Source organism: Trichococcus pasteurii, from assembly GCF_900112935.1.
Classification (GTDB): domain Bacteria; phylum Bacillota; class Bacilli; order Lactobacillales; family Aerococcaceae; genus Trichococcus; species Trichococcus pasteurii.
In genome coordinates this window covers 32,089-54,784 of sequence record NZ_FONM01000005.1, presented here as the reverse complement: position 1 = coordinate 54,784, position 22,696 = coordinate 32,089, and the positions used below count along the sequence as shown (strand labels likewise).

Sequence of the window (22,696 nt, the reverse complement as noted above, 5' to 3'; positions counted from 1 at the left end):
GAGCTCATTAATTTCAGTGGTTTTTCAGAAAGTAACGACCTTATCCGCCCACTCGACCATCTGGACGCAATCGATCATGGTGCTGATCGGGCAAACCTCCGAACCTTCCATGTTGCGTGACTTCAGACAGGTACCGCAAGCCAATATTTCTCCGTCCAACTCGGCAAAAGCTTGTACTTGTGTAGCCACATCGTATTTTTCGTGGGTCATGTTTTCGATTTCGACGGCTTCGCCCATCAGGAAAACTTTCACCTCATGTCCGGTCTTCTTCGCGGTCACGGCGAACCTCATGGCGTTCCAGGATTTTTCGTATTCCTTTGTTTCGATGATGATTCCTAATTTCATTTTGATTCCTCCAAATTTTTTTATTTGCCCTTATCTTTTGATTTGATGTACCTCTTAGCATTCTTGATGCCGCCAAAGTCGGAAAACATGGTGCTGATTTTCTCTTTTTCGATCTGTTTGGAATTCATGCCCTCGTATTTGGCTTCCTTCTTGAGCTTCAGGTAACTCTGCAGCCGTTCTTCGGTCAGTGTGCCTTCCGCTATCGCCTTCTTGACCATGCAGCCCGGCTCGTTTTCGTGCTGACAATCCTTGAATTTACATTGTGCCGCCAATTCATCGATATCGACAAACGTCCTCGCCAGGTTGGCGCTTTCCAAACCGAGTTCGCGCATGCCCGGCGTATCGATGATGCAGCCGCCCGTCGGAATGAGGAACAGTTCCCGGTTTGTGGTTGCGTGCCGGCCTTTGTCATCTCTTCTGATTTCCCGCGTTTCAATCAGTTCTTCCCCAAGGATCCGGTTGATTAAGGTTGACTTTCCCACACCGGATGAGCCGATGAAGACGACGGTCTGGCCCAGTGTGATGTATTTCAGGACGGCCGTATATCCGTCCTTGCTCAGGCTCGACGTGACCAGTACATCAACCCCGAAAGCAATCGTCTCAATTTCATGCAACTTTTCCGGGATATCCGCACATAGATCTGCTTTCGTCAGCACAATCACCGGTGTTGCCCCGCTGTCCCACGCAATCGCAAGGTAGCGTTCCAATCTCCGCAGATTGAAATCATTGTTGAGCGACATGCAGATGAAGACAATGTCGATGTTCGCCGCCACAACCTGAACATCATGCGCTTTTCCGGCTGCTTTCCGGATAAACACGCTTTTCCTTGTCAGTGTGTGGTGGATGATGGCATGGTCCTGGCTCCCCTCATTCCGGTCGATCATCACAAAGTCGCCGACTGCCGGATAGTCCGACATATCGACTGCAGCATGGCGCATTTTCCCGGATATTTCGGCCAGCATCTCCGATTCAGCGGTCGCAACCCGGTACAATTCCTTGTATTGCGCGATGACTCTTGCCGGATGCAGGTCCGGATAAAGAGTCGCTTCCTGCGCGAACCTGTCCGTGAATCCCAGATTTATTAATTTGTCAGGCATTTCATTCACTTCCTCTCAGAAATTACTTTAGCCTTGATGAATCAAATCAAATTATCAGGATACTTTACTGATCCTCCAATAAAAATTTGATAATATTCATGTGTTTAATCCCATTCCTTGAAAAATCAAATTTATCAAAAGATAAAACATATTTTGGAAAATGGTCATTCACCGAATCAAATGCTCCAAACTCTCGTTGAATAACTTTCTCATCAGCCAAAAGATAGGCCACTTGATAATAAGCACGGTCTTTACCATCCATTACAATAAAATCAACTTCTCCTTTAGGAGTTTTACCAACATATACATCATAACCCCTGTGAATGAACTCATTGAAAATGACATTTTCTATAAGTGCACCAATTTCAGTTTTGAATCCGGTATTTTTTATTGCAGCAAATCCTAAATCGGTCAGATAATATTTATCAGATCTGGTAAGAATTTTTTTCCCACGGATGTCGTATCGGATTGCTTTGTTTATTATGAGCGATGAAGTAATGTGTTCAAGGTATTGGTAAATAGTATCGGTTGATATTTTTTTGTTGATTCTTTCGAAATAATTGGAAATTGATTTTGCAGAAAATGTTTGTGATGTATTCAGTACCATGTACTCAATTATTCTGTTTAAGGTATCTATATCTTTGATGTTACCTCGTTGCATGATATCTCTTAATACAATTGAATTATATAGATCTCTTAAGTATACTCGAGTTTCTTCTTCTGTCTGCATCAAAAACCTTTGCGGCATACCTCCATAAATCAAATACTCCATAAAGTCATCATCCGTTACAGTATCTTTTGTTATTCCTTTAAATGTACACATCTCTCTGAATGAGAATGGCATAATCTTAAAGCTCACATACCTTCCGGATAAGTGCGTCGCTAATTCTCCGGATAATAATTTCCCGTTGGAGCCAGTTATAAATATACTGCAATTTAATGCTGCCCGAAATGAGTTTATTGCTTTCTCAAAATCTTTTACATTTTGAATTTCATCGAAAAATAAATAGTATTTATCAGTATCATTTATTTTTTCTTTGATGTATTTGTGTAAATCCAGCGCGGTTTCTATAAATGAATATTCTAAATCTTCGAAATTCAAATACACAATATGAGATTCATCAATATTTCTTGCCATCAATTCCGAAATTATTTGCTTTAATAAGACAGATTTCCCTGATCTACGCATACCTATGAGGACTTTCACCAAATCTGATTCGTAAAAAGGTCTAATCTTGGATAAATAGTGCTCTCTTATAATCATTATATATCACCCTCTTTTATTTCATTATAGCAGAAAAAACGGCTTTTCATTAGTTTTTATTTCGTCCAAACGAAATAAAAACAATTATTTGAATTTTATTTCGTTTGAACCGATATAAATTTTATCTATTATTGTAAAAAAGCGAGAAATGGTCATCCCATCTCTCGCTTGATTCTGTTATCAGTTACTGAATGTGACATCGACACTCCCGCGGCCGAGGGCTTGCACAAGCCCGGCTGGATTTTCAATATGCCCGATCGGAGTGTAGCTGTAAGAAGTCGAAAAATCTTTGTAGAAAATCACCAGACAGTCGGAACCGTACACCATCACATCCCCGGCTTTGATTCTGCCGACTCGTTGGGAATCCGTTGGCAAGGTCTCCGAAAGATAATGAAATTTTTCATTCCCATTCAGTTCATCCATTTTTAGAGTCATCGGCAGTTTGTCAATCAGTGCTTGCCCAGTTGCGTTGTCGTAAAGTGTTATCAGGTAACTGGCGTCCCCGATTTTGATCGTCATCTTTGGCATCTTATCATCCCCTTATAAGTGGATTTGATTCAGAAAAGTCCGATTCGAATTTTACAGATTTTCCGTGAAGAACGACTCCAGTTTATCGAACGGAATCAGATCGGTTCTGTCGTACAGATCCACGTGGCCAGCACCGGCAACTTCAACCAGTTCCTTCGGTTCGGCCGCCATTTTATAGGCATCCTCGCTGAAATATCGCGAATGCGCATGCTCACCGATGATGAACAGGATCGGTCTCGGAGAAATCGTCTGGATGTAGTTCATCAACGGGAAGTTCATGAAAGCCATGGCGCTCGTCTTCGTGAACGCGCCGATCGAGTTCGGGTGGAATCCGCGTTTCATCGCATAATAGCCGAAGAATTCACTGCTGATCGGATCCATTCCTTCAGGGATAGAATCCACAGGCTCGCTTGGGAAAGCAGGCGTCAATTCCGGTTCATCGCCCTGGAAATCTTTCCAGCGTTGTTCACCTAGTTGGTCAAAAAGCTGTGTGCGTTGCTCATCCGTCATGCTGTCTGCCCAACCGTAGCGCATCACCCGGCTCATATCGTACATGCTTACTGTGGCAACCGCTTTGATCCGCGTGTCGACCTGCGCCGCTGTCACTGCAAACCCGCCGCTGCCGCAGATGCCGATCACACCGATTTTGTCCCTGTCCACAAATGGACGCGTGCCAATGTAATCCACAGCTGCACTGAAGTCTTCGGCAAAGATGTCCGGAGACGAAACGTGTCTTGGAGCGCCGCTGCTTTCACCGTTATAGGATTCATCGAACGCAATCGCAACAAATCCGCGTTCCGCCATATTCTGCGCATAAATCCCTGCGCCTTGCTCCTTGACGCCGCCGTATGGTGTACCGACGATAAGGGCAGGATATTTTTGGGATGTATCGATGTCCTTAGATAAGTATAAATCCGCCGCAACGGTTATGCCGTAGCGGTTTTTAAAAGTGACCTGTTCAACCGTTACCTTATCGCTGAGTTCAAAAGTTCTGTAAGTATTCTCTGTCATATCATTTCCTCCAAATTATTCATGATTTTGTTCGTTTAATCTCCAAGCAGTGCGCTTAAGTAGATTCTACGACTTCACCTGAACATTAAGTCAAATGTTTTTCAGAGAATAATTTTATGGCGGTCGAAAATAGGAGATTTAGAACTGTCGAATCATTGGATGCTCACTTGTTTTTCTTAATTATCCTGTCAGCGGCTAGTTTACCCGTAATAATACAGGTGGGTGTTCCGGCTGGATTGTATGCCCATTGCCCTACTTGATAAATGTTCGGAATAGGCGTAAGTACTGATTTGTTCACTTGCTGCATTTTATAAATAACCGGGATCGGGGCTTCAAAAGACCAGCCCACGATTGCCCCACCCGTGCTCCCGACTCGGTTTTCAACACTTAAAGGTGTAAAGGAAAATTGTTTCTCCACTTTATCTTTTAACTCAGGGCATAAACTTTCAGAAAGCACACTGATTATTTTATCTTCGATTTCCCTTCTGAACTCCTCATACCAGCCGGATTCTTCGACTTTATAGAACAATTCCGCCTCCATAAGCAGGCTGACTATCAAACCCGTTTTGCCTTCCGGGGCCAGGTCAGAATCTCTCATAGCCGGGATGGCTATTTCATAAGTGTTGAATTCCAGGAAACGATCCAGCCAGGAAAGAACTTCGGTTTTATCCGTCTCTCCCCATTTTTCCAGCATTTCCTTGAGCTCACTTTTATTGATGTTGCCCAACCCTTTTCTGGATGGTGTGTAAAACAGATGCCCATTGAAGGACTCCTTAAAATAGGACACCGGCAAATCAATTTCCAAGTAGAGCGAGAAGACAGATTCGCTAGGCCTGCCTTTTGCCATCAATGCCTTTGTGGTTTCAAACTTTTCCCTTATTTTTGGGGCCAGGTTACCCAGACTGACAATATTGTAAAAAGTTTTTAGGTCTGCAGCCCAGACAAGGTCTTCATAATAGTATTCGTTGTTGTTCTCATCGACAATTACCTGTTGGTCGGCACAGATTTTTTTTACAACCGTGTTGGGGCGTATGTCACCTTTGAACGCTTGTATTTTTTCCACTAATGCTTCGGCAAGCTTGCCTGTCCCCCCTTTTGGGTACACATAGCTGCTGTACAACGTGAAATAACTCAATGCAAAAAATGTTGGTGTGCCTTTGAAAAAATGTTGTGAAATGATATCGATAAGGGACGGATCTTTAATAAGCTCCTTGAGATCCTCCTCACAAGGTTTGGAAAGCCTTTCAATCCTGCTCATCGCGAACAGGAACTTCGGTAACCATGGCAAAAGTTCTTTTAAAAAATACTTCTTATCCCTCTTGATATCTTTAAATAATGGATTATCGATGCCATAGATGATATCGATCAGCTTCATTATTCTGATCATGACTTTTATGAACTTATCGATATCCTCTACGCTATCTGGGTAGAGGCTCACCAACAAATCTCTGTATTCGCCAACAGACTCCGGACCTTCAATGCCGATGATTTTATCCTCAACGCCCAGGGAAACCTTGCTTGAGACAACCTCAATATCAAGATTCAAGTCTTTCAGCATCGCTAAAACGACTCCTAAAATGGCTCTGGCTCCAGCATCAAAAACAAAACCATCCCTTTCAAATGAATTTACCAATCCACCAAATTCAGCATTTTTTTCGATAAGCAAAATTTTCTTGCCTGCTTGGGAAAGAAACACCGCAGACGTAAGCCCGGCAAGTCCTCCACCTACAATTATGGCATCATATCTTTTTTGTTCCGCATTATTCATTCAAATTCCCCATTTTCAAGCTTATTTCCCACAGAACTATTGCATTCTCAACATCCAGAGCTGGTGGAGCAGGTTCTTCAAGCGTTGTCAGATTGAAAAATTCACCACTGATTGCTGCCAGATCTTCAGAAACCCCTAAACAGTACATCGCTTCTGCTGCAACCGAAACAGGGTTTAACGTTTTGTCCAATACATTCTTCTTGAACCACTTGTATAATGGACCATTATCCTGTCCTGTGGCTGTTTTTACAGCTCCGGGATGCATCGCATTGATGGTTACGCCCGACCCTCGGAAATACTCTTCAAATTTTATCATCGCTAAGAGTTCAGCGAGTTTGGCCGTACCGTAGCTTTTCAAACCGGAATAACGTCTTTTTGACCAATCCAAATCATCAAAACGCATCCCCCAAGCCGCAAAGCGGTGCCCTTCTGAGTTTACCAATACAATGCGACATTTCCCCTGGGATTTTAGTTTATATTTTAAGATGTAGTTCATGATGAAAGACGAAAGGTAGTTGACCATAAAGACTTTCTCGATTCCAGTTGAAGTGATTTGTCGCTTTGTAAGATAAATGCCGGCATTATGGATAATGATATCAATCGGTTTCTCAATTTCCAGCAAACGACGGGCAGCTTGATGTGTATCAGCCATGCTGCTGAAATCAGCCAAAATATAATCACACGTTACTTTGTACGCACTCTCGATTTCGTGCTTCAAAGCTTCTGAGCGCTCTTTGTTTCTGTTGATGCAGATCAGATCCGCACCTTTTGAGGCGAACTTATTGGCAACGGCATAGCCGATTCCGGAAGTGGCACCTGTTATGACAACCAGCTTGTCCTTGCAATCATCCGAACAAATCAATGGGCTTTTGGAGTTGTTTTTTATCATGGCCCACACATTGGACAAACGATATTCCTTAAAATATTTTCTGAATTTTATCCCATTATTTTTCATATCGTCACCCAAATTTTTTCTTCATGAATTTTCTGTATCTTTTACCGAATGACGGGATGTTGTCAAATATATCTCCCCACAGATCATAATAATCCCGTTGCTCAATAATTCTGCCCTGCTCATTTAGGGTTAATCTTGAAAGACCGTATAAGATGGAGCTGGGATATTTCTTATAGCTGATCGTCATCTCCCATTCGATGAATATATCATCCCCCTGCTGCACAACTTTAACCAATTTCATATTCAAATCTTTTGAGCGTTCTGTCAGTCTGTCCGTCATTTCCTTGAATGCCGCAATACCTCTGATCTCCTGTATGGTATCTCTGAAGTAAATAGTATCGTCATAGTAAGGTAAGATGTGTGACCAATCAGGATTTCCATCGGTATTGTAGGTTTTTGACCAGAGTTCTTTTACAAGTTCCAGCGTGAGTCTGTGCTCTTTTTCCGTTTCAAATTCTTCCATATACATCATCTCTTTCTGCATATTTTGAATTCAACTATTTACCATTATTTTAGCATATTGTTGCCAACATCCCTAGTGACGAAGTCTTCCCGACTTTGAGAGTCCGCAGTGGGATTGGCGAGCAAAATTCAGAAGAACTGCTCAGCGTGGTGCCAAAAATTATCGAATACGTGAGGTAGATCCGACAATTTGACACCAGTTTGAGCCGAGATTGTCGAATGTCATGAAACTTTTGACAATTCGACATCTTGCCAGACCGAGATTGTCGAATAACTGAGGAACATTAAACAATTTGGCCCCGCCCGCAGTCAAAAAAAAGCAAGAATGCAATAAATGCATTCTCGCTTTTTTTACAGATGTCACGTTGCTTAAGTTAATGATTTTGCCGCAAAGTCAGTCTTTGTTTCTTATTTTATTTAGAAAGAACCGTGGATAACGCGTTCCAGCAAGTCTGAAATTTGTTCTTTCGTTGCTTTTGATAATTCCAACGCATACCCTGATACACGAATGGTAGCTTGCGGATAATTCTCTGGATTTCTCAGCATTTCTTCCAGTCCTTCTTTAGAAAATACATTTACGTTTAAGTGATGTCCACCGTCTTTTCCAAAGTATCCGTCCAATAGCATCGTTAAGTTCTCTATTTGAACATCACGTTCTTTTCCTAATGCTTTCGGATGAACTGCCCATGTATAGGAAGATCCATCTTTGACATCTTCAAAATCGATCGTGCTTACTGATTTCAATGCTGCCAGCGCACCTTTGTAAGGGCTGCTGTAGCTTGGGTTAGCTCCCGGAGACAATGGAGTGAACGCCTCTCTGTAGCCTTTGTACTTCGCATCTTGTCCACTGAATAGAGCACCTGTTGCTTTTCCGTAAACGATGTTTGAAGTAATTGTCAAAATAGAAGTTGTAATTTCAGCATTGCGGTAAGTAGGTTGAGCTTTCAACTTGCCGACAAATTTCTTGATCAGCATGTCAGCAATTTCGTCTGCTGCTTTTTCGTTATTACCGAATGTCGGGAACTGATCGCCTTCAACAACATAGTCGATCGGGAAGCCTTCTTCGTCACGAACGACACGGACCTTAGCGTATTTGACGGCACTCATTGAGTCAGTTGCCAAGCCGATACCCGCAATACCCGTAGCCATCATTCTGTGGAGTTTTGTATCCAGCAAACCAAATTGAACAGCTTCGTATGCATATTTATCGTGCATGTAGTGGATGATATTCAATGCTCTTACATAAGTTGTCGCTACCCAATCCATGACAGCATCGATTTTTTCCATCAGAGTGTCATAGTCGAGGTATTCATCTGTGATTGGTTCCAGGCCATCGATAACTTTACTTCTGTTTTTCTCATCGTAACCACCAGTAACGGCATAAGTCAGGATTTTAGGAAGGGAAGCTCTGGCACCGAAGAATTGGATAGAACTACCCGTATCTCCTGCTGTCGGGCTTACGCAGCAAGCGATCGAAACGTCATTACTTCCATAATAGTGACGCATAACATCGTCATTTTCATATTGGATAGCACTTGTATCAATACTTACTTTTGCACAGAAGTCCTTGAATCCTTTAGGAAGTTTTTCATTCCACATCAAAGTCATATTAGGTTCTGGTGCGTTACCCATATTATAGAGTGTTTGCAAGAATCTGAATGTATTTTTTGTCACCAATGAATTGTTGTCATCAAGCATACCTGCAAATGTCAATGTTGCCCAAGTTGGATCTCCTGCAAACAAAGCTTCGTATTCAGGCGTTCTTAGTTGACGAACGATACGAACTTTCATTACCAAGTGGTCAATCAATTCTTGCGCTTCTTTTTCAGTCAAAGTGCCTTCTTGGAGATCACGCTCGATATAGATGTCCAGGAATTCTGCAATACGCCCTAAACCTTGTGCAGCACCATTGTCTTCTTTAACCATAGCCAAGAACCCGAGGTAAACCCATTGTACTGCTTCTTGTGCATTTGCTGCCGGTCTGCTGATATCGAAGCCATAAATTTTTCCTAATTCGATCAGTTTGCCTAATGCACGATATTGCGTTGAAACTTCTTCGCGCAAACGAATGTCTTCTTCTGTATACGTTTTTGCCTGCAAGGCGTTCCAATCGTTTAGTTTTTGTTTTTTCAAATAATCAACACCATACAATGCGATACGTCTGAAGTCTGGAATGATTCGTCCGCGACCGTAAGCGTCAGGTAATCCCGTAACGATCTTATTGCGTCTAGCCATGCGAATGTCATCATCGTAAGCATCAAAGACACCTTGGTTATGCGTTTTACGGTGTTCTGTGAAAAATTCATCCAATTCAGGATCAAGTTCATAACCATAAGATTTTAATGCGGTTTCTGCCATACGGATACCACCATAAACGTTCAACCCGCGTTTCAATGGTTTTTCTGTCTGTAAACCAACGATTTTTTCTAAATCTTTGTTGATATAACCAGCCGGATGAGAAGTTATTGTACTGATAACAGAAGTGTCTGCATCCAAAACCCCGCCATTAGCGATTTCTTGCTTTTTGAGTTCTACAATCTCTTGCCACAATTCATTTGTCGCTTCCGTAGGTCCTTCCAGGAAACTGTCATCCCCAACATATTCTGTGTAGTTATCTTTGATGAATTCTTGGACGTCAATACCGTTTTGCCATTGAGAACCTTTAAAACCACGCCACGCATTATTCATAAACGAATTCCTCCATATTTTTAGAAGTTTGTTTTTATGTTCACATTATACACCATCATGACTGATTTTTATAACAGTTATACTCATTTTTTAAAAAAAAGATGGAAACCCCGTTAAATAGGGATATTTCTGTTATATAACCAGATCGAAATCTGTATCACTTGTTATATAACTGATGACGTTTTCACGAGATTCACGCTTGTATTGTCGGTATTCCCATGAGGCATACGAGAACAATTGCACATTTCCCCCACTTTATCGTTAAGAGGTACATTTGGTTTTCATCGGTACGTGCAGTTTTTTAGCTGGAGCGACTTACTGTTTACATTCTACGACTTCACCTGAACATTAAGTCAAACGTTTTTCAAAAATAATTTGGAGGTTCGAAATAGAGCTTATGAAACTACAGAATGGCCTTAGATAATTTTATAACTGATGTGCGTTCTGCCAGCAGGGAGTCCATCCAAAGAAATGGTCAGACCCAAAATTACTTTCCCCATGTTCATTCTCCTGTCTGAATGTATTTTGCTAGCTTTGATTGGACACTTTAGCTTAGTCTTCCATGAAATAATCAACCAGCTTTTTGTATTCATCCTGCGCTGAGTAGCACGTATCCATCAGATACCCTTTCGCTGTTTCGAATTCCTTCAGGCCGCGGTAATAAAACAGTTTATGGCGTTCATCGATGACAAACGGCACTATTCCCCAGCGCAAGCATTCCTTGAACAGAATGATCCGTCCAACTCTGCCATTGCCGTCCTGAAACGGATGGATTGATTCGAACTGATGATGAAAAGCAATGATATCCTCGAATTGTACGGTTTCCAGGGAGGCATAATCTGCGAGTAACTTAGCCATCTCCCCCTTGACTTTTGCTGGGGAAACGGTTCGGTTGTCGCCGACCATATTCGGTTTTGCTTTATAATCACCAACTTTGAACCATTCCTTTCTGCTGTCGGAAGTATTCGATTTGATCAAACTATGGAAGGCTTTGATCATATCCTCCGTCAATTCCTGATCCGCCACATCAATCATATAATCAAAACATTGGAAATGATTGATTGTTTCGATGATGTCATCGACAGGAGTAGCTTCTTCCTTCGGCATCGCTATCGTATTCGTTTCGTAAATATAGCGCGTCTGCTCTTCCGACAGGATGCTTCCTTCTATCCGATTGGAGTTATAGGCAAGTTTGATTTGGGTCTGATGATACAGTCCGCCCTTCAACTTCATTCCTTTCTCTTCCCTCAAAAGCTTTAACAACGGTCGTTCCGACTGCTGTTCCATTTCCAAGATATCTCCGGGCTGGCAATGCAGAAATCTGCAGATGTCCTCGATGACTTTTAATGAAACCGGCTCATTCTTCGTCAGCTTTGCCATCGTTGCGGAAGATATACCGATTCGCTTTTGTAATTCCGTTCTTAGGATGTTTCGCTCCTCCAGAAGTTTAAATAGTTTATTATACTGGATCGCCATACAATCACCTCGCCCTGATTATAGCACGAAATGTTTATTTTTATAAAGATTAAGAAGCCAACCTTCACATTCGCGAAGGTCAGCTTCTTTCGGTACTATCTATCATCCATCGCCTGAAGTGCCAGTTCCAGCGACTTGATTCTTCTTTCCAGAAGGGTTTTCTGCGGACTGCCCGGCTTCGACTTGGCGTAGATGCCTTCGATTGAGGGCAGCAAACCCGCAAGCAGGATGCGGGCTTCCGCCAATTCCTCGTGGGTGTAAGGATGGGGCTTTTCCTCCCAAACTTGTTCCAATACAGCCAAGCCGATGCGGAGTGCCTCGAGCCGTTTCGCCACCAATGTCGTATTGGCGCCTTTATCGGTCATGCTGCTCAACGCATTTTCGGATTTTCGGATCGTTGATTGGAAGGATTTCAGTGATTCCGCTTTGATTGTTTCAGTCAGGATTTCCATAAGCTATGGCCCCCTTCTCCGTCGCAGTCGCTAAGTAGAACGCAAATCCGGCAACGATCAGCTCGGAGAACACAAACGCCGACCAGATGCCCGTCATTCCCCAAATGCTGCTCAATACGATCGCCATCGGCACAATTACTGCCAGTCCTCTCAGAACCGAAAGGACGAAGGCAGCGCGTGCTTTTTCGGTGGCGCTGAGGATCATTGCCGTCACGATGTTGATTCCGACAAAGAAAAATCCAAGAAAATAGATCTTCATTCCGCTGTCCGCCAACTTGAGTATCGCCGGATCATTTTCGTTGTTGAACAGGCCGATCAGCGCTTCCGAGTTAAAGAAGGTCCCCAGGTAAATCAAAGCGGCGATGAACCCCGCCGTCAACAAAGCATAGCGGTTCACGCGCCGGACCGTCTTGCGATCCTTCAATCCGTAGTATTTGCTGATGAGCGGCTGCACGCCCTGCCCCAGCCCTGTGAAGATCGCGACCGCCACAAAGGCAATGTTCGCGACGATCCCGTAGGCGGCAACCCCTTTGTTTCCCTCAAGCCCCAAAATCAACAGGTTGAAGGTCGTCAGCACGACCGCTGAGGACACTTCCATAACGAAAGTGGAAGATCCCAGATTGAGGATGTCCTTGATCGCCGGACGCGTCAGTTTGTGCTTCAAAATAGCAGGCCGGGATTCCTTTCTTGCGAAATGGATCGAGAGGATGCCCAAACTGATGATCGGGGCAAGACTTGTCGCAAAGGCGGCACCGAACATCCCCATTTTGAAAGGGAACAGAAAAATGTAGTCCAGGATGACATTCGAAACACTGCCGCCAAGCATCGCCAGCATGGCCAGTCTGGGATTGTTGTCGTTCCGGACGAAAGCCAGGACCGTATTGTTCAGGATGAAAAATGGCGCAAACACCATAATCGTGGCCATATAGGCATGCGTCAAGGGCAATGTGACCGCATCGGCACCCAAAACCGCTGACAATGCCCTCGAACCGAACAATCCGAGCACAGCGAACAGCAAGCCTGCGAGAGTGCCCAGCTTAAGCGCTCCTGCGAAAACCGCTTCTGCTTCTTTGTGTTTGTTCCGGGATTTCAGGATGCCGAAACGGGCAGCCCCGCCGATGCCGATCATCAAACCGATACCGTGGATGATGCTGAAGACCGGGATGGCGAAATTCAATGCCGCAATCCCGGTGGCCCCCAACGCTTTTGCGATATAGTAGGTGTCGGCCAATATGTAAAACGATACGCCGATCATCCCCAGAATATTCAGGCTGACGTACTTTGAGAAGTCCTTCAATAATGATTTTTCCATGTTGCAGTCTCCTTCCGACAAAAAAAAAGGTGTCCCGGAAATACTCCTGCGAAGACCTATCGGAGTATTTCTGAACACCTTGGACTCCCTACCCGGTGGCAGAGAGAGGATTGTCTATTTGATTAACGTCTTTTGATTATAATTTTTTTGAGACTGATTGTCAATACCGCCATGGCATTCAGACAGTTCGAATGGATGACTGCTTTTTTCAGCATCAAAGATAAGCAACCAACCCTATTGTCAGTGCATTATTTCCCTGAACTACTCCCCAAGCGGTTTATACTCCACTGCAAGACCTCTTTGAACACCTGGTCGACCTGCAATACGTTTGGACCATTCCAATAGATGAGGGTATTCATCCAGATTCAAGAATTCATAAGATCCTTTGTATAGTTTTCCTAAAGCTAAACGACCGTACCAAGACCATATGGCAATATCTGCGATGGTATAGGTATCACCAGCTATATAAGGGCGTTGCGCTAAGGTTTTATCGAGCAAATCCAGTTGCCGTTTCGTCTCCATCGTGAAGCGATCAATCGGGTATTGCATAGCCTCTGGAGCGTATGCGAAAAAGTGTCCAAATCCTCCACCAACATAAGGCCCCGCCCCTATTTGCCAGAACAACCAATTAAGGGTTTCGGTCCGGCCATGGATATCAGTTGGAATCAGTTGGTCAAATTTCTCGGCTAAGTAAAGAAGAATGGAACCCGATTCAAAAATTTCCACACGCGGACTCAGACTTTGGTCAACCAGCGCCGGAATTTTGGAGTTCGGATTAATCTCGACGAAATCCGAACCGAACTGGTCACCTTCCCCAATATTGATAGTGTACAAGTCATAGTCTGCGCCCTCAACCCCCAATTCTTTCAGTTCTTCGAACATGATCGTTACTTTTATGCCATTCGGCGTTCCCAATGAATAGAGTTGGAACGGAGCCTCTCCGACTGGTAATTTTTGCTCGAAACGACTGCCGGCTGTTGGACGGTTGCCCACTTTATTTGAATTCTCTTCTTCCCACTCCCACACTTTTGGTAATTCATATGCCGTCATCATACCACTCCTCTTAATATTTATTCGTAGCTTCATCATACTACTCATGCGCCACTGTTCCCAAATTTTTGCTTATCCAACTATCGCAATTATTGGTCACCTTATGGTTTCTTTGGTTCATCTATTTTTCCGCCAACGTTTTTATGCGCTCCAGTGCTTCTGGAATCCTGATACGGAATGTCTCTTCTTGTTCTTGGGGAACGTCGATTTTGACAATTAATGTGGTCACGCCATTTTTTTCAGAAAGGGAATAACTCTCTGTGCCTCCGGTCCACTCTTTTTCGCGTTCCTGCTGCCCGCTTTCTTTTGTGTCCGCATTGTGCCTGAATAATACGTACTCATTCGGACTAAGTTTTGCTATCAGACTGGTAACACCGTAACCATTTAGGGATGACAGGAACTGGATTTCATTTCCTTCTGTCATGATGCCCTTCATGTAGGTTCCTTCATCAATAAGACTTGCCCAGTCACGGAATGTCGCATCATCCCAAAGCGTTGCCCAAACCTTATCTTTAGAGGCATGTATTTCGATTGAGAACTCCATGTTTTTCATACTTTCCTCCTTAATTAGCGTCTAACAGCTGTAATTTGCTTGATGGAAATCTTGAACGTATACTTTAGTTAGGGCATTCACAAAACAATTGTCCGTCCCCTCTGGTTATTATTATACGTCTTCATCCAGTTACATAACAAAATTTAAACAGATTGAAAGCTCTCCGGCTCTTCCGAATAAAGTATGATACATGGAGGTAATTTTATGTCTGAGCAAGTAACCGTTGAAACATTGAAGGACTTTCTGGAAGCATTCAATCGTCACGACCTGGATGCCATCATGAGCTATTTTGCAGATGATTGCATCTTCTATATGCCCCGAGGAGCCAAACCACGCGGCAATCGCTATGTCGGAAAAGCGGAGGTTAGAGCAGGCTTGGCAAGTCGATTCGAGGGTATCCCGGATGTGCATTATGGAAACGATCAGCACTGGATCTGCGGTGATTTGGGAGTATCGGAGTGGATTCTCACCGGTACAACTAAATCAGGGCAACAGCTTGAAGTGCGAGGAGTTGATCTGCTCGAGTTCGCTGGAGGAAAGATTATCCGCAAGGATTCTTTCTGGAAGATACTGGAGTGAAGGACAATGTAAAAATGGCAGACAGGTTATTTGTTAGTTTATTTCATCTGGACTGGGATCGTAGCATTCCTGTTTCCTGTTCTTTTTGGGTTTAAATAATTTGTTGCGTTAAATGTATACAAAACAGGGGGTGCCCCAAAACTATTAAAAAAGTAGTTTTGGGGCACCCCTTCTTCTGACAGCATTACTGAAGCAGTTCAAGAAATACAAAATGAGAGCCTCATCCATCTAACCCTGAACGATAAATCGAAAACGAAGAGGCTCGGACTGGCCTCTTCATTTTGTGCTTTAATTCTTTGTATATCAAATTTCTCGAAAACTCACGCGTTAATGGAGCGGATTTGATTCAATACAAACGTCAGTAGCATTTAAATAATTTATTATACGCTATTTTTTTGCATCCATAATAAATAAAGAAGCATCTTGGTTCATGAATAGTTTGGTTCCACTGTAGATGGTTTTGCTTCGGATATCCTTGTAGCCTATTTTCAGCATCGATTCTTTGAGCTGCTCTTGATCGAATCCGTTATGGACCAAATCTGAAACGACCTTATCATTCTTATTGAAATCGACAATCAGCAAGTGGCCTTCATCATTCAAAACAGCGTGGAGTTTGGCCAGAAGTGCCTCATAATCCTGAATGTGCAGCAGCACCTGTGCCATGAAAATATAGTCAGCGCGGAAATCGGGTTGGCTCGACGTTTCAAAATCAAAACACAAGGTACGTGCATTCAAAGCACCCGCATCAGCAATTTTCCGTTTTACGATATCAAGCATGTTCTCTGAAGTATCCATAAACAGCAGCGATTCAAAATCGCTCAACATATTCATTCCGACCAGGCCGGTTCCGCATCCAAAATCAATCGCCTTTTTACTTTTGGTTTCACCCAAATACTCTTTGATGGCGTCTGAAGCAACCTTTGCGATGTGGTGTCGTTCTGGATTATCATAACTGTTCGCTATGCTGTCAAATTTATCGGTGTTTCCCATATTGTGCCTCCTGTATTATTGAAGGATTTACCCATTGTTCTTAGTTATTTGCAAGCAATGTACACGCAATTGATTCTTCAGTCCCATGAGTTAATAGGATACCACATTTACACGAAGGGTCATGGGCTATCTGTTTCCATCATACTTAAATTTGGGCAAATATTTCCCCGTATATTCCATGTACTTTTTATATTCATCGCCGAAATAACCTATCAACATTGTTTCTTCTTTCGAAATTCTTAGCGGAGTCCACAAGATCATCAGTGCCGTGAAGCCCACAAAAAACGCATTAGCCGTATAGACTGCAAGGCCTATTGACCATATTATCATGGCGGTATATATCGGATGCCGCATCACGCTGTATGGTCCAGAGGTGACCAGTGTATGCTCTTCCTGTATCCTTAGATTCACGGACCAGTTCTTGTCCAAAACTTCCTGCGAATAGCTCCAAAAAATCAAGCTGATTGAAGAAACGATGACGCCAACCCATCTTAAACCGCTCGGCAAATAAAACTGGAACCAGATATTATATGTTGGAAAAAATGTATATATTACAATCACCACAGCCAACAGTATCCCGGCGATGACCCTGAATGCAAACAAAAACTTCCCTTCATTCTCAATCGCCTCGTGATCAGGTGATAGTTTGGCTCCCGATTTTTTTGCTCGAAATGCCGGAAGTATACGATTGAAAATCACGATCAATATCAGATGGGTCCAGAAAATTAACCTGAACGAAAACTCTGCATTCAACTTGTCACCCCTCTTCGCTTATTTACTCTTGGGGCATTATCGATGGTGGATATGGTTCAATCAATTTCAGTTTATCCGCTGAACAAAGTAGCCAGCACCTCTTCCGCACTCATATCCGTTATGCCGTCCGGGTCGCTCAACAATGCATTGCCGGATACATCCCATGACAAATACCTGATTCAAGGTTTCTTCATCACCATGATGCTTTATGAATCCAGATAATAACTATTTTTTATAGTATTTGTCGATTCCTCCATACCCAATAAGTTTGTTTTCCTTTGTTTTCCTGATAAAGTTATCCAGACGTTTTTTGAACTCCATAGGACGCTTCCTCGCTCCATCAATATAGGCAATCCGAATCCTTTTGTAGGCTTCCGGAAATTTTTCATAGTTCTCCCAAGCCTTTTTATCACACCTGATTAGTTCAAGAATATCCGCAGGAAATTCGTAGGGTACTCTGATTACTTCAAGAATGGTGTCTCTGACCTTAGGATGAATCATCCCCTGTGTCTCAAGCCAAATCAGCCTTTCAATATTTGCTCTAGAGTATCCACTGCCCTTTCTTCTTGGAGAGAACCGCTGAACTCTATGTAATGAATCTAATTTCTTAACAGTGCTGTCAATCCAGCCGAAACAGAGTGCCTCTTCCACTGAGTCGTTATAGGAAAGACCTTTCTCTCCTGACTCTTTTTTTGGAAACACGAGCCATATTTCCTTTTCTTTTTCGAAGTTTTCAGTAAGCCATTCCCTCCACTTATTCCTTTCACTTGTATAAAAGGTGTTTGAAAGTCCCATTTATTCTCCTCCCCGTACTATTTCCATACCTGCAGTGTCTGCGGGAACAAGTCCGTCGGCGCTGCATAAGCTGTAGCCGCCTTCGTGGAATAACTGCGGTCGCGTGCCAACGTAGCTGGGTTGGACGATGCTGGGGCTATTCTCAAAGCCGCTTTGATAAACGAGTTTGGTCCTTCACAATCATTATAGCCCCTTTGGAAGGCTATCGCTAAGCGCGACTTCTTTTTGGACTCATAAAAAGCCGCAAGGACAGTCACTTTACATGACGGTCCTTCCGGCTTTCTACTTTATTCTATTTATTTGTTGCGTGTCAACGCAACGACAGATTCTACATGTAGTGTTTGCGGGAACAGATCCACTGGTTGGATGCTGCCTACGCTGTAGCCACCTTCGTGGAACAGTTTCAGGTCGCGTGCCATTGTAGCTGGGTTGCAGCTGACGTAGACGATGCGCTCAGGAGCGATTTCCAAAGCAGCTTCGATGAAGGCCGGTTCCAAGCCTTTGCGTGGAGGATCGACAACCAAGACATCCGCTTTGACGCCTTCAGCAGCCCATTTCGGCATCACTTCTTCAGCAGCACCGACTTCGAAGGTGATGTTGTCGATGTTGTTTGCTTCAGCATTCATTTCAGCCATCTTCACGGCATCAGGAACAACTTCCATCGCATAAACGTGTTTCGCTTTTTCAGCCAATGACAGGGAGATCGTTCCGATTCCGCAATAGGCATCGATGACGGTTTCTTCGCCTGTCAATTGTGCAGCTTCGATCGCCAATTTATAAAGTTTTTCCGTTTGAATCGGGTTCACTTGATAGAATGAACGGGAAGAGATAGCGAATGTATGGCCCATCAATTTGTCGTGGTAGACATCTTCACCGTGCAATACGATCGTTTCGTCACCTAGGATGACATTGTTTTGCTTCGGGTTCACGTTTTGGACGATGCTGACCACTTCCGGTAAAGCTTCCAAAATAGCCGGAATGATTTTGCTTTGCGGGAACAGTTTCGCCGTACGCGTCACCAAGACAACCATCATTTCGCCTGTGTAATAACCGCGGCGGATCATGATGTGACGGATATTTCCGGTATGTTTTTTCTCGTCGTATGCTTTCACGTTGAATTCTTGCAGAATGTCACGGACTTTTACGATGGCTTCATCGATTTTTGGATCCTGGATCTGGAAGTTTTCCATCGGGATCAATTCATGTGTGTTGGTGCGGAAGAATCCGGTAACCAATTTGCCGTCTTTTTGACGCACTGGGATCTGTGCTTTGTTGCGGTATCCCCATGGATTTTCCATTCCGATTGTCGGTTTGACTTCGACTTCAGGCATTTTGGCAATGCGTTTCATCACTTGTTCAACATTGTTCTGTTTGAAAGCCAATTGGGCAGAGTAACGCAGATTCTGCAACGGCATCGTACCAACGCGTGTTCCTTTAATATCGCGTGTCGGGATGCGGTCAGGAGAACTGCTCAGTCTTTCCTCAATGCGGGCGAATCCAAACGATTTGCCGACTTTGGTCACTTTGATGTTGGCCCGTTCGCCCGGTAGTCCATCCGCTACAAATAATGGATAACCCTCAACTTTTGCGACACCCATACCTTCTGACGTTAAGTCCTCAAATGTTACAGTCATCTTCTCATTTTTTATTACCGGTGCTACCGTATATTGTTTTTTCATGTGTACTCCTCAGTTCATAATTTTTCATTCGGATTCATTATACCAAAAAAGAAGGCTACCCGATACAGCAAGCCCATTTGTTTGGAAAAAATAAGTACATTCTCATAATATCGACTGATGCGACGCGTCTTATCGATAGGAAGTTTCGCTCGCGTTCAGTATAATAGAAGTGTATAAACCAGTTACTGACGGGTACAGGAAGAAAGCGAGGATAACAAAATGAGCGGACAACGGATTGTTCCCTTTTTGACGTTACCGGGGACTGCAGAAGAAGCGATGCACTTTTATGTTTCCATTTTTCCGAATTCCAGCGTGACCTCCCTCACCAAAATCGATGAGGATGAACACGGGGAAGGCGGCCGCGTGATCAATGAGCAGTTTGTGTTGAATGGCCAGGATTTCATGGCAATGGATATGGAGGAAGATTTTTTGCCGGATATGACTTGGGCCGTTTCCCTCTACGTGGACTGCGAAGATGAAGCCAGCTTCGACAACTACTTTGATTCCTTATCCGCAGATGGCGTTGTGATGATGGGACCTGAAGCCGTCGGGGAATTGCGGGCGGTAGCTTGGGTGACCGACCAATTCGGCGTCACTTGGCAATTAGTGTGGAAATAATACGAATGGGCTGCTCCGGTTGGGGGCAGCCCATTCTTTGCGATTATCGGACAAGACCTGGCTGAATCGCTTGCCGGGTGCCCGATTCTTTGCCGTTATCGGACATTCTCGGGCATTTTTGCTTCTCAGTTGTCTGATTCTTCATAGTTATTGGACATCCTAGGGCATTCATGCTTCTTGGTTGTCCGATTCTTTGTGGTTATCGGACAACCCCGGACATTTCGCCTGCTATTCTTCCGCCAATAATGCCGGCAGGTCCGCAACGGTGTCCAGATTGACCGACCCGACTGCTTTGCCATCCTCCAGTCTGATCAGGACGGGCACGAACGCGACGTCGTAGGTATCCAGCACTTCGTTGTAGTTGGCATCGTTGACGCGCTTTTTCGTATTGTAGTAATAAGCGGTCTGCCCTGTTTCCGCCAATTCCTCTTCCAGGATTGGACGGAATTCCTTGCAGTAGGGGCAATCATCGTAGCCGAAATAGAGGTAGGCCACATCCTTCGCGACCACTTCTTCGTATTCCGTCTCATTTGCGATGGCCACAATTGGTGAATTCGCCTCTTTTCCGCAGGCCATGAGCAGCATCAGCAGTCCGCTCAAAAATAATAAGGACAAAAATTTCTTCTGTTTTCTCGGCATACGGCAGGTCCCCTTTTTCGTTAAAGTCTCTTTTTCCCAGTATAGCAAAAAATGCCCGATACCTCTCATCATAACACCGAGAGGCCGGGCATTCTTCTTATTTTCAATTTTTAATTCTTAATTCTTAATTCTTGCCATCGTAAGGCAAACGTTTGTCGTTCACTTCATCCGGGTGCAAGGTTTCAACTTCCTTCATGAAGCCAGTACCGGCACCTTCAAGAATGTCTTCATCTACTTTTTCGATCGGATCAGCGTAATCGGATGTATTGCCGATGATTTTGATGTGTTGCTGGTGGTTCGTGAACAAAGTCGGTGCATCACCGCCGTATTCACCATCCAAGTTGATCATCAAGCGGGACCCGTCCATGGATTCTGCCTTCACAAAGCTGGTATGTGTGTAAAGGACATTCGAATTTTCCAGATGTCTGCCCCCGTTCAACACTTGGGCCAACAGTTGCAGGATTTCGAAGATATTCGCTGTCTTCACGACAAATAGCGTGAACTTGCCGTCTCCCAAAACGATATTCGGATCGATCGTTTCAAAGCCGCCGACTGAATTGGTCAAGGCCACGAAGAACATGGATGCCATACCGTCGTAAACGCCGCCCTCATATTCGATACGCATATGCATCGGTTTGAGTTGTGGGATTTTTTCGGCGCCTTTCACCAAATAGGCAAGGTAGCCGAAAATGGTCTTGAGTTTTGCCGGGACGTCATAGGTCAGATCCGTCAGATAGCCGCCTGCTGCGATGTTAATGAAATAAGTATCATTTGATTGACCGATGTCCATCGGGATGACATTTCCGTCAGCGATGACGCGGGCTGCATCCAATAGATTTGAGCGTGGAATCTTCAAAGCACGGGCATAGTCATTTGTGGTCCCCGCAGGTATGATGCCGACTGTTGGTCTGTGGTCCAAACCGGCGATGCCGTTGATGACTTCGTTTACGGTACCGTCTCCGCCTGCTGCAACGATCAGATCAAAACCGGCCAAAGCGGCACGTTCTGCTTCTTTTGTTGCGGAAAGTGGTTCGGGTGTCGTGGCATAAGCACTGGCCTCATAGCCTGCTTCTTCCAATATTTGAAGGATGTCAATCATGCTTTTTTTCAGCATTTCTCTTCCGGAAGTAGGATTGTAAATTACTCTTGCTCTCATTCTTTTCCTCATCTTTCTAGGCTCATCTGTTATATGGGTCACAATTTATCTTTTCTTATCAAACCACTCAATTAATGATTATATCACCAAAATCATAATAATACTAATTGCTGAACTGGAAATAGATAGCTTTGTTGCAGTTTTTTTGAGAGTTAATTTATTCAGAAAAAAGCCTATATTGTGTTTTGCACAGAACCGGGAACTTTTCGCAGAAAATTAAGCAGATACAAAGGATCGAATTCCCGGCGAGACTGGCTTCATCGGGAATTGCGGGTATTTTGCATGTCGATTTCCCGGTGAGGATGGCCTCATCGGGAATACTGGGCATTTTTCTTGTTGATTTATCGGTGAACGCTGTCTCGCCGGGAATTCGAAGCATATTTCTTGCCTATTTCCCGGCGAGCTTCATTTTGATTGTGAGTGAAAAAAAGCCAACCTCCGGAAGGAAGTTGGCTGGAATGTGTTCAAACGCAAACGCGTTCTGAATCCCGAGAATAATGAGCATCAATTCTCTTGGTACAAAGAT

Annotated in this window: 23 protein-coding genes; 3 read left to right on the top strand and 20 right to left on the bottom strand. The window is 43.9% G+C overall.

What is annotated here, in order from left to right; all coding sequences use genetic code 11:
- Positions 1-24: 24 nt before the first annotated feature.
- The 14 genes from BM184_RS06255 to BM184_RS06190 form a co-directional block, all read right to left on the bottom strand.
- Entirely contained in the window at positions 25-345 is a 321-nt protein-coding gene (locus BM184_RS06255; RefSeq protein ID WP_086943189.1) for a DsrE/DsrF/TusD sulfur relay family protein, read from the bottom strand.
- A gap of 20 nt (positions 346-365) precedes the next feature.
- Positions 366-1,442, bottom strand: coding sequence for a ribosome small subunit-dependent GTPase A (gene rsgA / locus BM184_RS06250; RefSeq protein WP_086943190.1), 1,077 nt, complete (start codon positions 1,440-1,442; stop codon positions 366-368).
- Positions 1,443-1,506: 64 nt separating this feature from the next.
- The gene (locus BM184_RS06245) at positions 1,507-2,706 is read right to left on the bottom strand and encodes an ATP-binding protein (protein ID WP_086943191.1); all 1,200 of its coding nucleotides are present in this window, start codon (positions 2,704-2,706) and stop codon (positions 1,507-1,509) included.
- 180 nt (positions 2,707-2,886) lie between these two features.
- Positions 2,887-3,234 carry a cyclophilin-like fold protein gene (locus BM184_RS06240; protein WP_086943192.1) on the bottom strand — a complete coding sequence of 116 codons (348 nt, stop codon included), beginning with the start codon at positions 3,232-3,234 and terminating at the stop codon, positions 2,887-2,889.
- 51 nt (positions 3,235-3,285) lie between these two features.
- Positions 3,286-4,245, bottom strand: coding sequence for an alpha/beta hydrolase (locus BM184_RS06235; protein ID WP_086943193.1), 960 nt, complete (start codon positions 4,243-4,245; stop codon positions 3,286-3,288).
- A gap of 163 nt (positions 4,246-4,408) precedes the next feature.
- The gene (locus BM184_RS06230; RefSeq protein WP_086943194.1) at positions 4,409-6,013 is read right to left on the bottom strand and encodes a phytoene desaturase family protein; all 1,605 of its coding nucleotides are present in this window, start codon (positions 6,011-6,013) and stop codon (positions 4,409-4,411) included.
- Complete coding sequence (locus tag BM184_RS06225; protein WP_218150987.1) at positions 6,006-6,902, bottom strand: SDR family NAD(P)-dependent oxidoreductase; 897 nt, start codon at positions 6,900-6,902, stop codon at positions 6,006-6,008. Before BM184_RS06225 ends, BM184_RS06230 begins: the two co-directional genes overlap by 8 nt.
- 70 nt (positions 6,903-6,972) lie before the next feature.
- Complete coding sequence (locus tag BM184_RS06220) at positions 6,973-7,431, bottom strand: nuclear transport factor 2 family protein (RefSeq protein WP_086943195.1); 459 nt, start codon at positions 7,429-7,431, stop codon at positions 6,973-6,975.
- 416 nt (positions 7,432-7,847) lie between these two features.
- On the bottom strand, positions 7,848-10,118 hold the full coding sequence (gene pflB, locus BM184_RS06215; protein WP_086943196.1) for a formate C-acetyltransferase: 2,271 nt from the start codon (positions 10,116-10,118) through the stop codon (positions 7,848-7,850).
- 552 nt (positions 10,119-10,670) lie between these two features.
- Positions 10,671-11,594, bottom strand: coding sequence for a helix-turn-helix domain-containing protein (locus tag BM184_RS06210; protein ID WP_086943197.1), 924 nt, complete (start codon positions 11,592-11,594; stop codon positions 10,671-10,673).
- A gap of 95 nt (positions 11,595-11,689) precedes the next feature.
- A complete protein-coding gene (locus BM184_RS06205; protein WP_086943198.1) occupies positions 11,690-12,046 on the bottom strand; it encodes a hypothetical protein in 357 nt (118 codons plus the stop codon).
- Complete coding sequence (locus BM184_RS06200) at positions 12,030-13,358, bottom strand: MATE family efflux transporter (protein ID WP_086943199.1); 1,329 nt, start codon at positions 13,356-13,358, stop codon at positions 12,030-12,032. Before BM184_RS06200 ends, BM184_RS06205 begins: the two co-directional genes overlap by 17 nt.
- A gap of 261 nt (positions 13,359-13,619) precedes the next feature.
- A complete protein-coding gene (gene yghU / locus BM184_RS06195; RefSeq protein WP_086943248.1) occupies positions 13,620-14,408 on the bottom strand; it encodes a glutathione-dependent disulfide-bond oxidoreductase in 789 nt (262 codons plus the stop codon).
- 121 nt (positions 14,409-14,529) lie between these two features.
- Entirely contained in the window at positions 14,530-14,961 is a 432-nt protein-coding gene (locus BM184_RS06190; RefSeq protein ID WP_086943200.1) for a hypothetical protein, read from the bottom strand.
- A gap of 204 nt (positions 14,962-15,165) precedes the next feature.
- Here BM184_RS06190 and BM184_RS06185 point away from each other — a divergent pair, with 204 nt between their 5' ends.
- Positions 15,166-15,540, top strand: a complete 375-nt coding sequence (locus BM184_RS06185; RefSeq protein WP_086943201.1) for a nuclear transport factor 2 family protein — start codon at positions 15,166-15,168, stop codon at positions 15,538-15,540.
- 387 nt (positions 15,541-15,927) lie between these two features.
- On the opposite strand, the gene BM184_RS06180 is transcribed toward BM184_RS06185, so the two are convergent.
- Together BM184_RS06180 and BM184_RS06175 are read right to left on the bottom strand one after the other, a co-directional pair.
- A complete protein-coding gene (locus tag BM184_RS06180) occupies positions 15,928-16,530 on the bottom strand; it encodes a class I SAM-dependent methyltransferase (protein ID WP_086943202.1) in 603 nt (200 codons plus the stop codon).
- Between the two features lie 126 nt (positions 16,531-16,656).
- Entirely contained in the window at positions 16,657-17,283 is a 627-nt protein-coding gene (locus BM184_RS06175) for a methyltransferase family protein (protein ID WP_086943203.1), read from the bottom strand.
- Between the two features lie 42 nt (positions 17,284-17,325).
- Between BM184_RS06175 and BM184_RS06170 the strand changes: the two genes are divergently transcribed.
- Positions 17,326-17,505, top strand: a complete 180-nt coding sequence (locus BM184_RS06170) for a hypothetical protein (RefSeq protein WP_086943204.1) — start codon at positions 17,326-17,328, stop codon at positions 17,503-17,505.
- Between the two features lie 3 nt (positions 17,506-17,508).
- On the opposite strand, the gene BM184_RS06165 is transcribed toward BM184_RS06170, so the two are convergent.
- A complete protein-coding gene (locus tag BM184_RS06165; protein ID WP_086943205.1) occupies positions 17,509-18,078 on the bottom strand; it encodes a YdeI/OmpD-associated family protein in 570 nt (189 codons plus the stop codon).
- A 296-nt stretch (positions 18,079-18,374) separates the two neighbouring features.
- Complete coding sequence (gene rlmD, locus BM184_RS06155; RefSeq protein ID WP_086943207.1) at positions 18,375-19,757, bottom strand: 23S rRNA (uracil(1939)-C(5))-methyltransferase RlmD; 1,383 nt, start codon at positions 19,755-19,757, stop codon at positions 18,375-18,377.
- A gap of 219 nt (positions 19,758-19,976) precedes the next feature.
- On the opposite strand from rlmD, the gene BM184_RS06150 reads away from it, so the two are divergent.
- Entirely contained in the window at positions 19,977-20,375 is a 399-nt protein-coding gene (locus BM184_RS06150) for a VOC family protein (protein ID WP_086943208.1), read from the top strand.
- A 228-nt stretch (positions 20,376-20,603) separates the two neighbouring features.
- Here the strand turns inward: BM184_RS06150 and BM184_RS06145 are convergent, their stop codons facing one another.
- Both BM184_RS06145 and BM184_RS06140 read right to left on the bottom strand, forming a co-directional pair.
- Positions 20,604-21,014: a thioredoxin domain-containing protein gene (locus BM184_RS06145; protein ID WP_086943209.1), complete on the bottom strand. Its 411-nt coding sequence runs from the start codon at positions 21,012-21,014 to the stop codon at positions 20,604-20,606.
- A gap of 124 nt (positions 21,015-21,138) precedes the next feature.
- Positions 21,139-22,170, bottom strand: coding sequence for a diacylglycerol kinase (locus BM184_RS06140; protein WP_086943210.1), 1,032 nt, complete (start codon positions 22,168-22,170; stop codon positions 21,139-21,141).
- Between the last annotated feature and the right edge of the window lie 526 nt (positions 22,171-22,696).

What these genes read in the sequence shown, in the direction of transcription:
- BM184_RS06255 (WP_086943189.1), bottom strand. Translation starts at nt 345, where the DNA reads ATGAAATTAGGAATCATCATCGAAACAAAGGAATACGAAAAATCCTGG.
- rsgA (WP_086943190.1), bottom strand. Translation starts at nt 1,442, where the DNA reads ATGCCTGACAAATTAATAAATCTGGGATTCACGGACAGGTTCGCGCAG.
- BM184_RS06245 (WP_086943191.1), bottom strand. Translation starts at nt 2,706, where the DNA reads ATGATTATAAGAGAGCACTATTTATCCAAGATTAGACCTTTTTACGAA.
- BM184_RS06240 (WP_086943192.1), bottom strand. Translation starts at nt 3,234, where the DNA reads ATGCCAAAGATGACGATCAAAATCGGGGACGCCAGTTACCTGATAACA.
- BM184_RS06235 (WP_086943193.1), bottom strand. Translation starts at nt 4,245, where the DNA reads ATGACAGAGAATACTTACAGAACTTTTGAACTCAGCGATAAGGTAACG.
- BM184_RS06230 (WP_086943194.1), bottom strand. Translation starts at nt 6,013, where the DNA reads ATGAATAATGCGGAACAAAAAAGATATGATGCCATAATTGTAGGTGGA.
- BM184_RS06225 (WP_218150987.1), bottom strand. Translation starts at nt 6,902, where the DNA reads ATGATAAAAAACAACTCCAAAAGCCCATTGATTTGTTCGGATGATTGC.
- BM184_RS06220 (WP_086943195.1), bottom strand. Translation starts at nt 7,431, where the DNA reads ATGGAAGAATTTGAAACGGAAAAAGAGCACAGACTCACGCTGGAACTT.
- pflB (WP_086943196.1), bottom strand. Translation starts at nt 10,118, where the DNA reads ATGAATAATGCGTGGCGTGGTTTTAAAGGTTCTCAATGGCAAAACGGT.
- BM184_RS06210 (WP_086943197.1), bottom strand. Translation starts at nt 11,594, where the DNA reads ATGGCGATCCAGTATAATAAACTATTTAAACTTCTGGAGGAGCGAAAC.
- BM184_RS06205 (WP_086943198.1), bottom strand. Translation starts at nt 12,046, where the DNA reads ATGGAAATCCTGACTGAAACAATCAAAGCGGAATCACTGAAATCCTTC.
- BM184_RS06200 (WP_086943199.1), bottom strand. Translation starts at nt 13,358, where the DNA reads ATGGAAAAATCATTATTGAAGGACTTCTCAAAGTACGTCAGCCTGAAT.
- yghU (WP_086943248.1), bottom strand. Translation starts at nt 14,408, where the DNA reads ATGACGGCATATGAATTACCAAAAGTGTGGGAGTGGGAAGAAGAGAAT.
- BM184_RS06190 (WP_086943200.1), bottom strand. Translation starts at nt 14,961, where the DNA reads ATGAAAAACATGGAGTTCTCAATCGAAATACATGCCTCTAAAGATAAG.
- BM184_RS06185 (WP_086943201.1), top strand. Translation starts at nt 15,166, where the DNA reads ATGTCTGAGCAAGTAACCGTTGAAACATTGAAGGACTTTCTGGAAGCA.
- BM184_RS06180 (WP_086943202.1), bottom strand. Translation starts at nt 16,530, where the DNA reads ATGGGAAACACCGATAAATTTGACAGCATAGCGAACAGTTATGATAAT.
- BM184_RS06170 (WP_086943204.1), top strand. Translation starts at nt 17,326, where the DNA reads ATGGTGGATATGGTTCAATCAATTTCAGTTTATCCGCTGAACAAAGTA.
- BM184_RS06165 (WP_086943205.1), bottom strand. Translation starts at nt 18,078, where the DNA reads ATGGGACTTTCAAACACCTTTTATACAAGTGAAAGGAATAAGTGGAGG.
- rlmD (WP_086943207.1), bottom strand. Translation starts at nt 19,757, where the DNA reads ATGAAAAAACAATATACGGTAGCACCGGTAATAAAAAATGAGAAGATG.
- BM184_RS06150 (WP_086943208.1), top strand. Translation starts at nt 19,977, where the DNA reads ATGAGCGGACAACGGATTGTTCCCTTTTTGACGTTACCGGGGACTGCA.
- BM184_RS06145 (WP_086943209.1), bottom strand. Translation starts at nt 21,014, where the DNA reads ATGCCGAGAAAACAGAAGAAATTTTTGTCCTTATTATTTTTGAGCGGA.
- BM184_RS06140 (WP_086943210.1), bottom strand. Translation starts at nt 22,170, where the DNA reads ATGAGAGCAAGAGTAATTTACAATCCTACTTCCGGAAGAGAAATGCTG.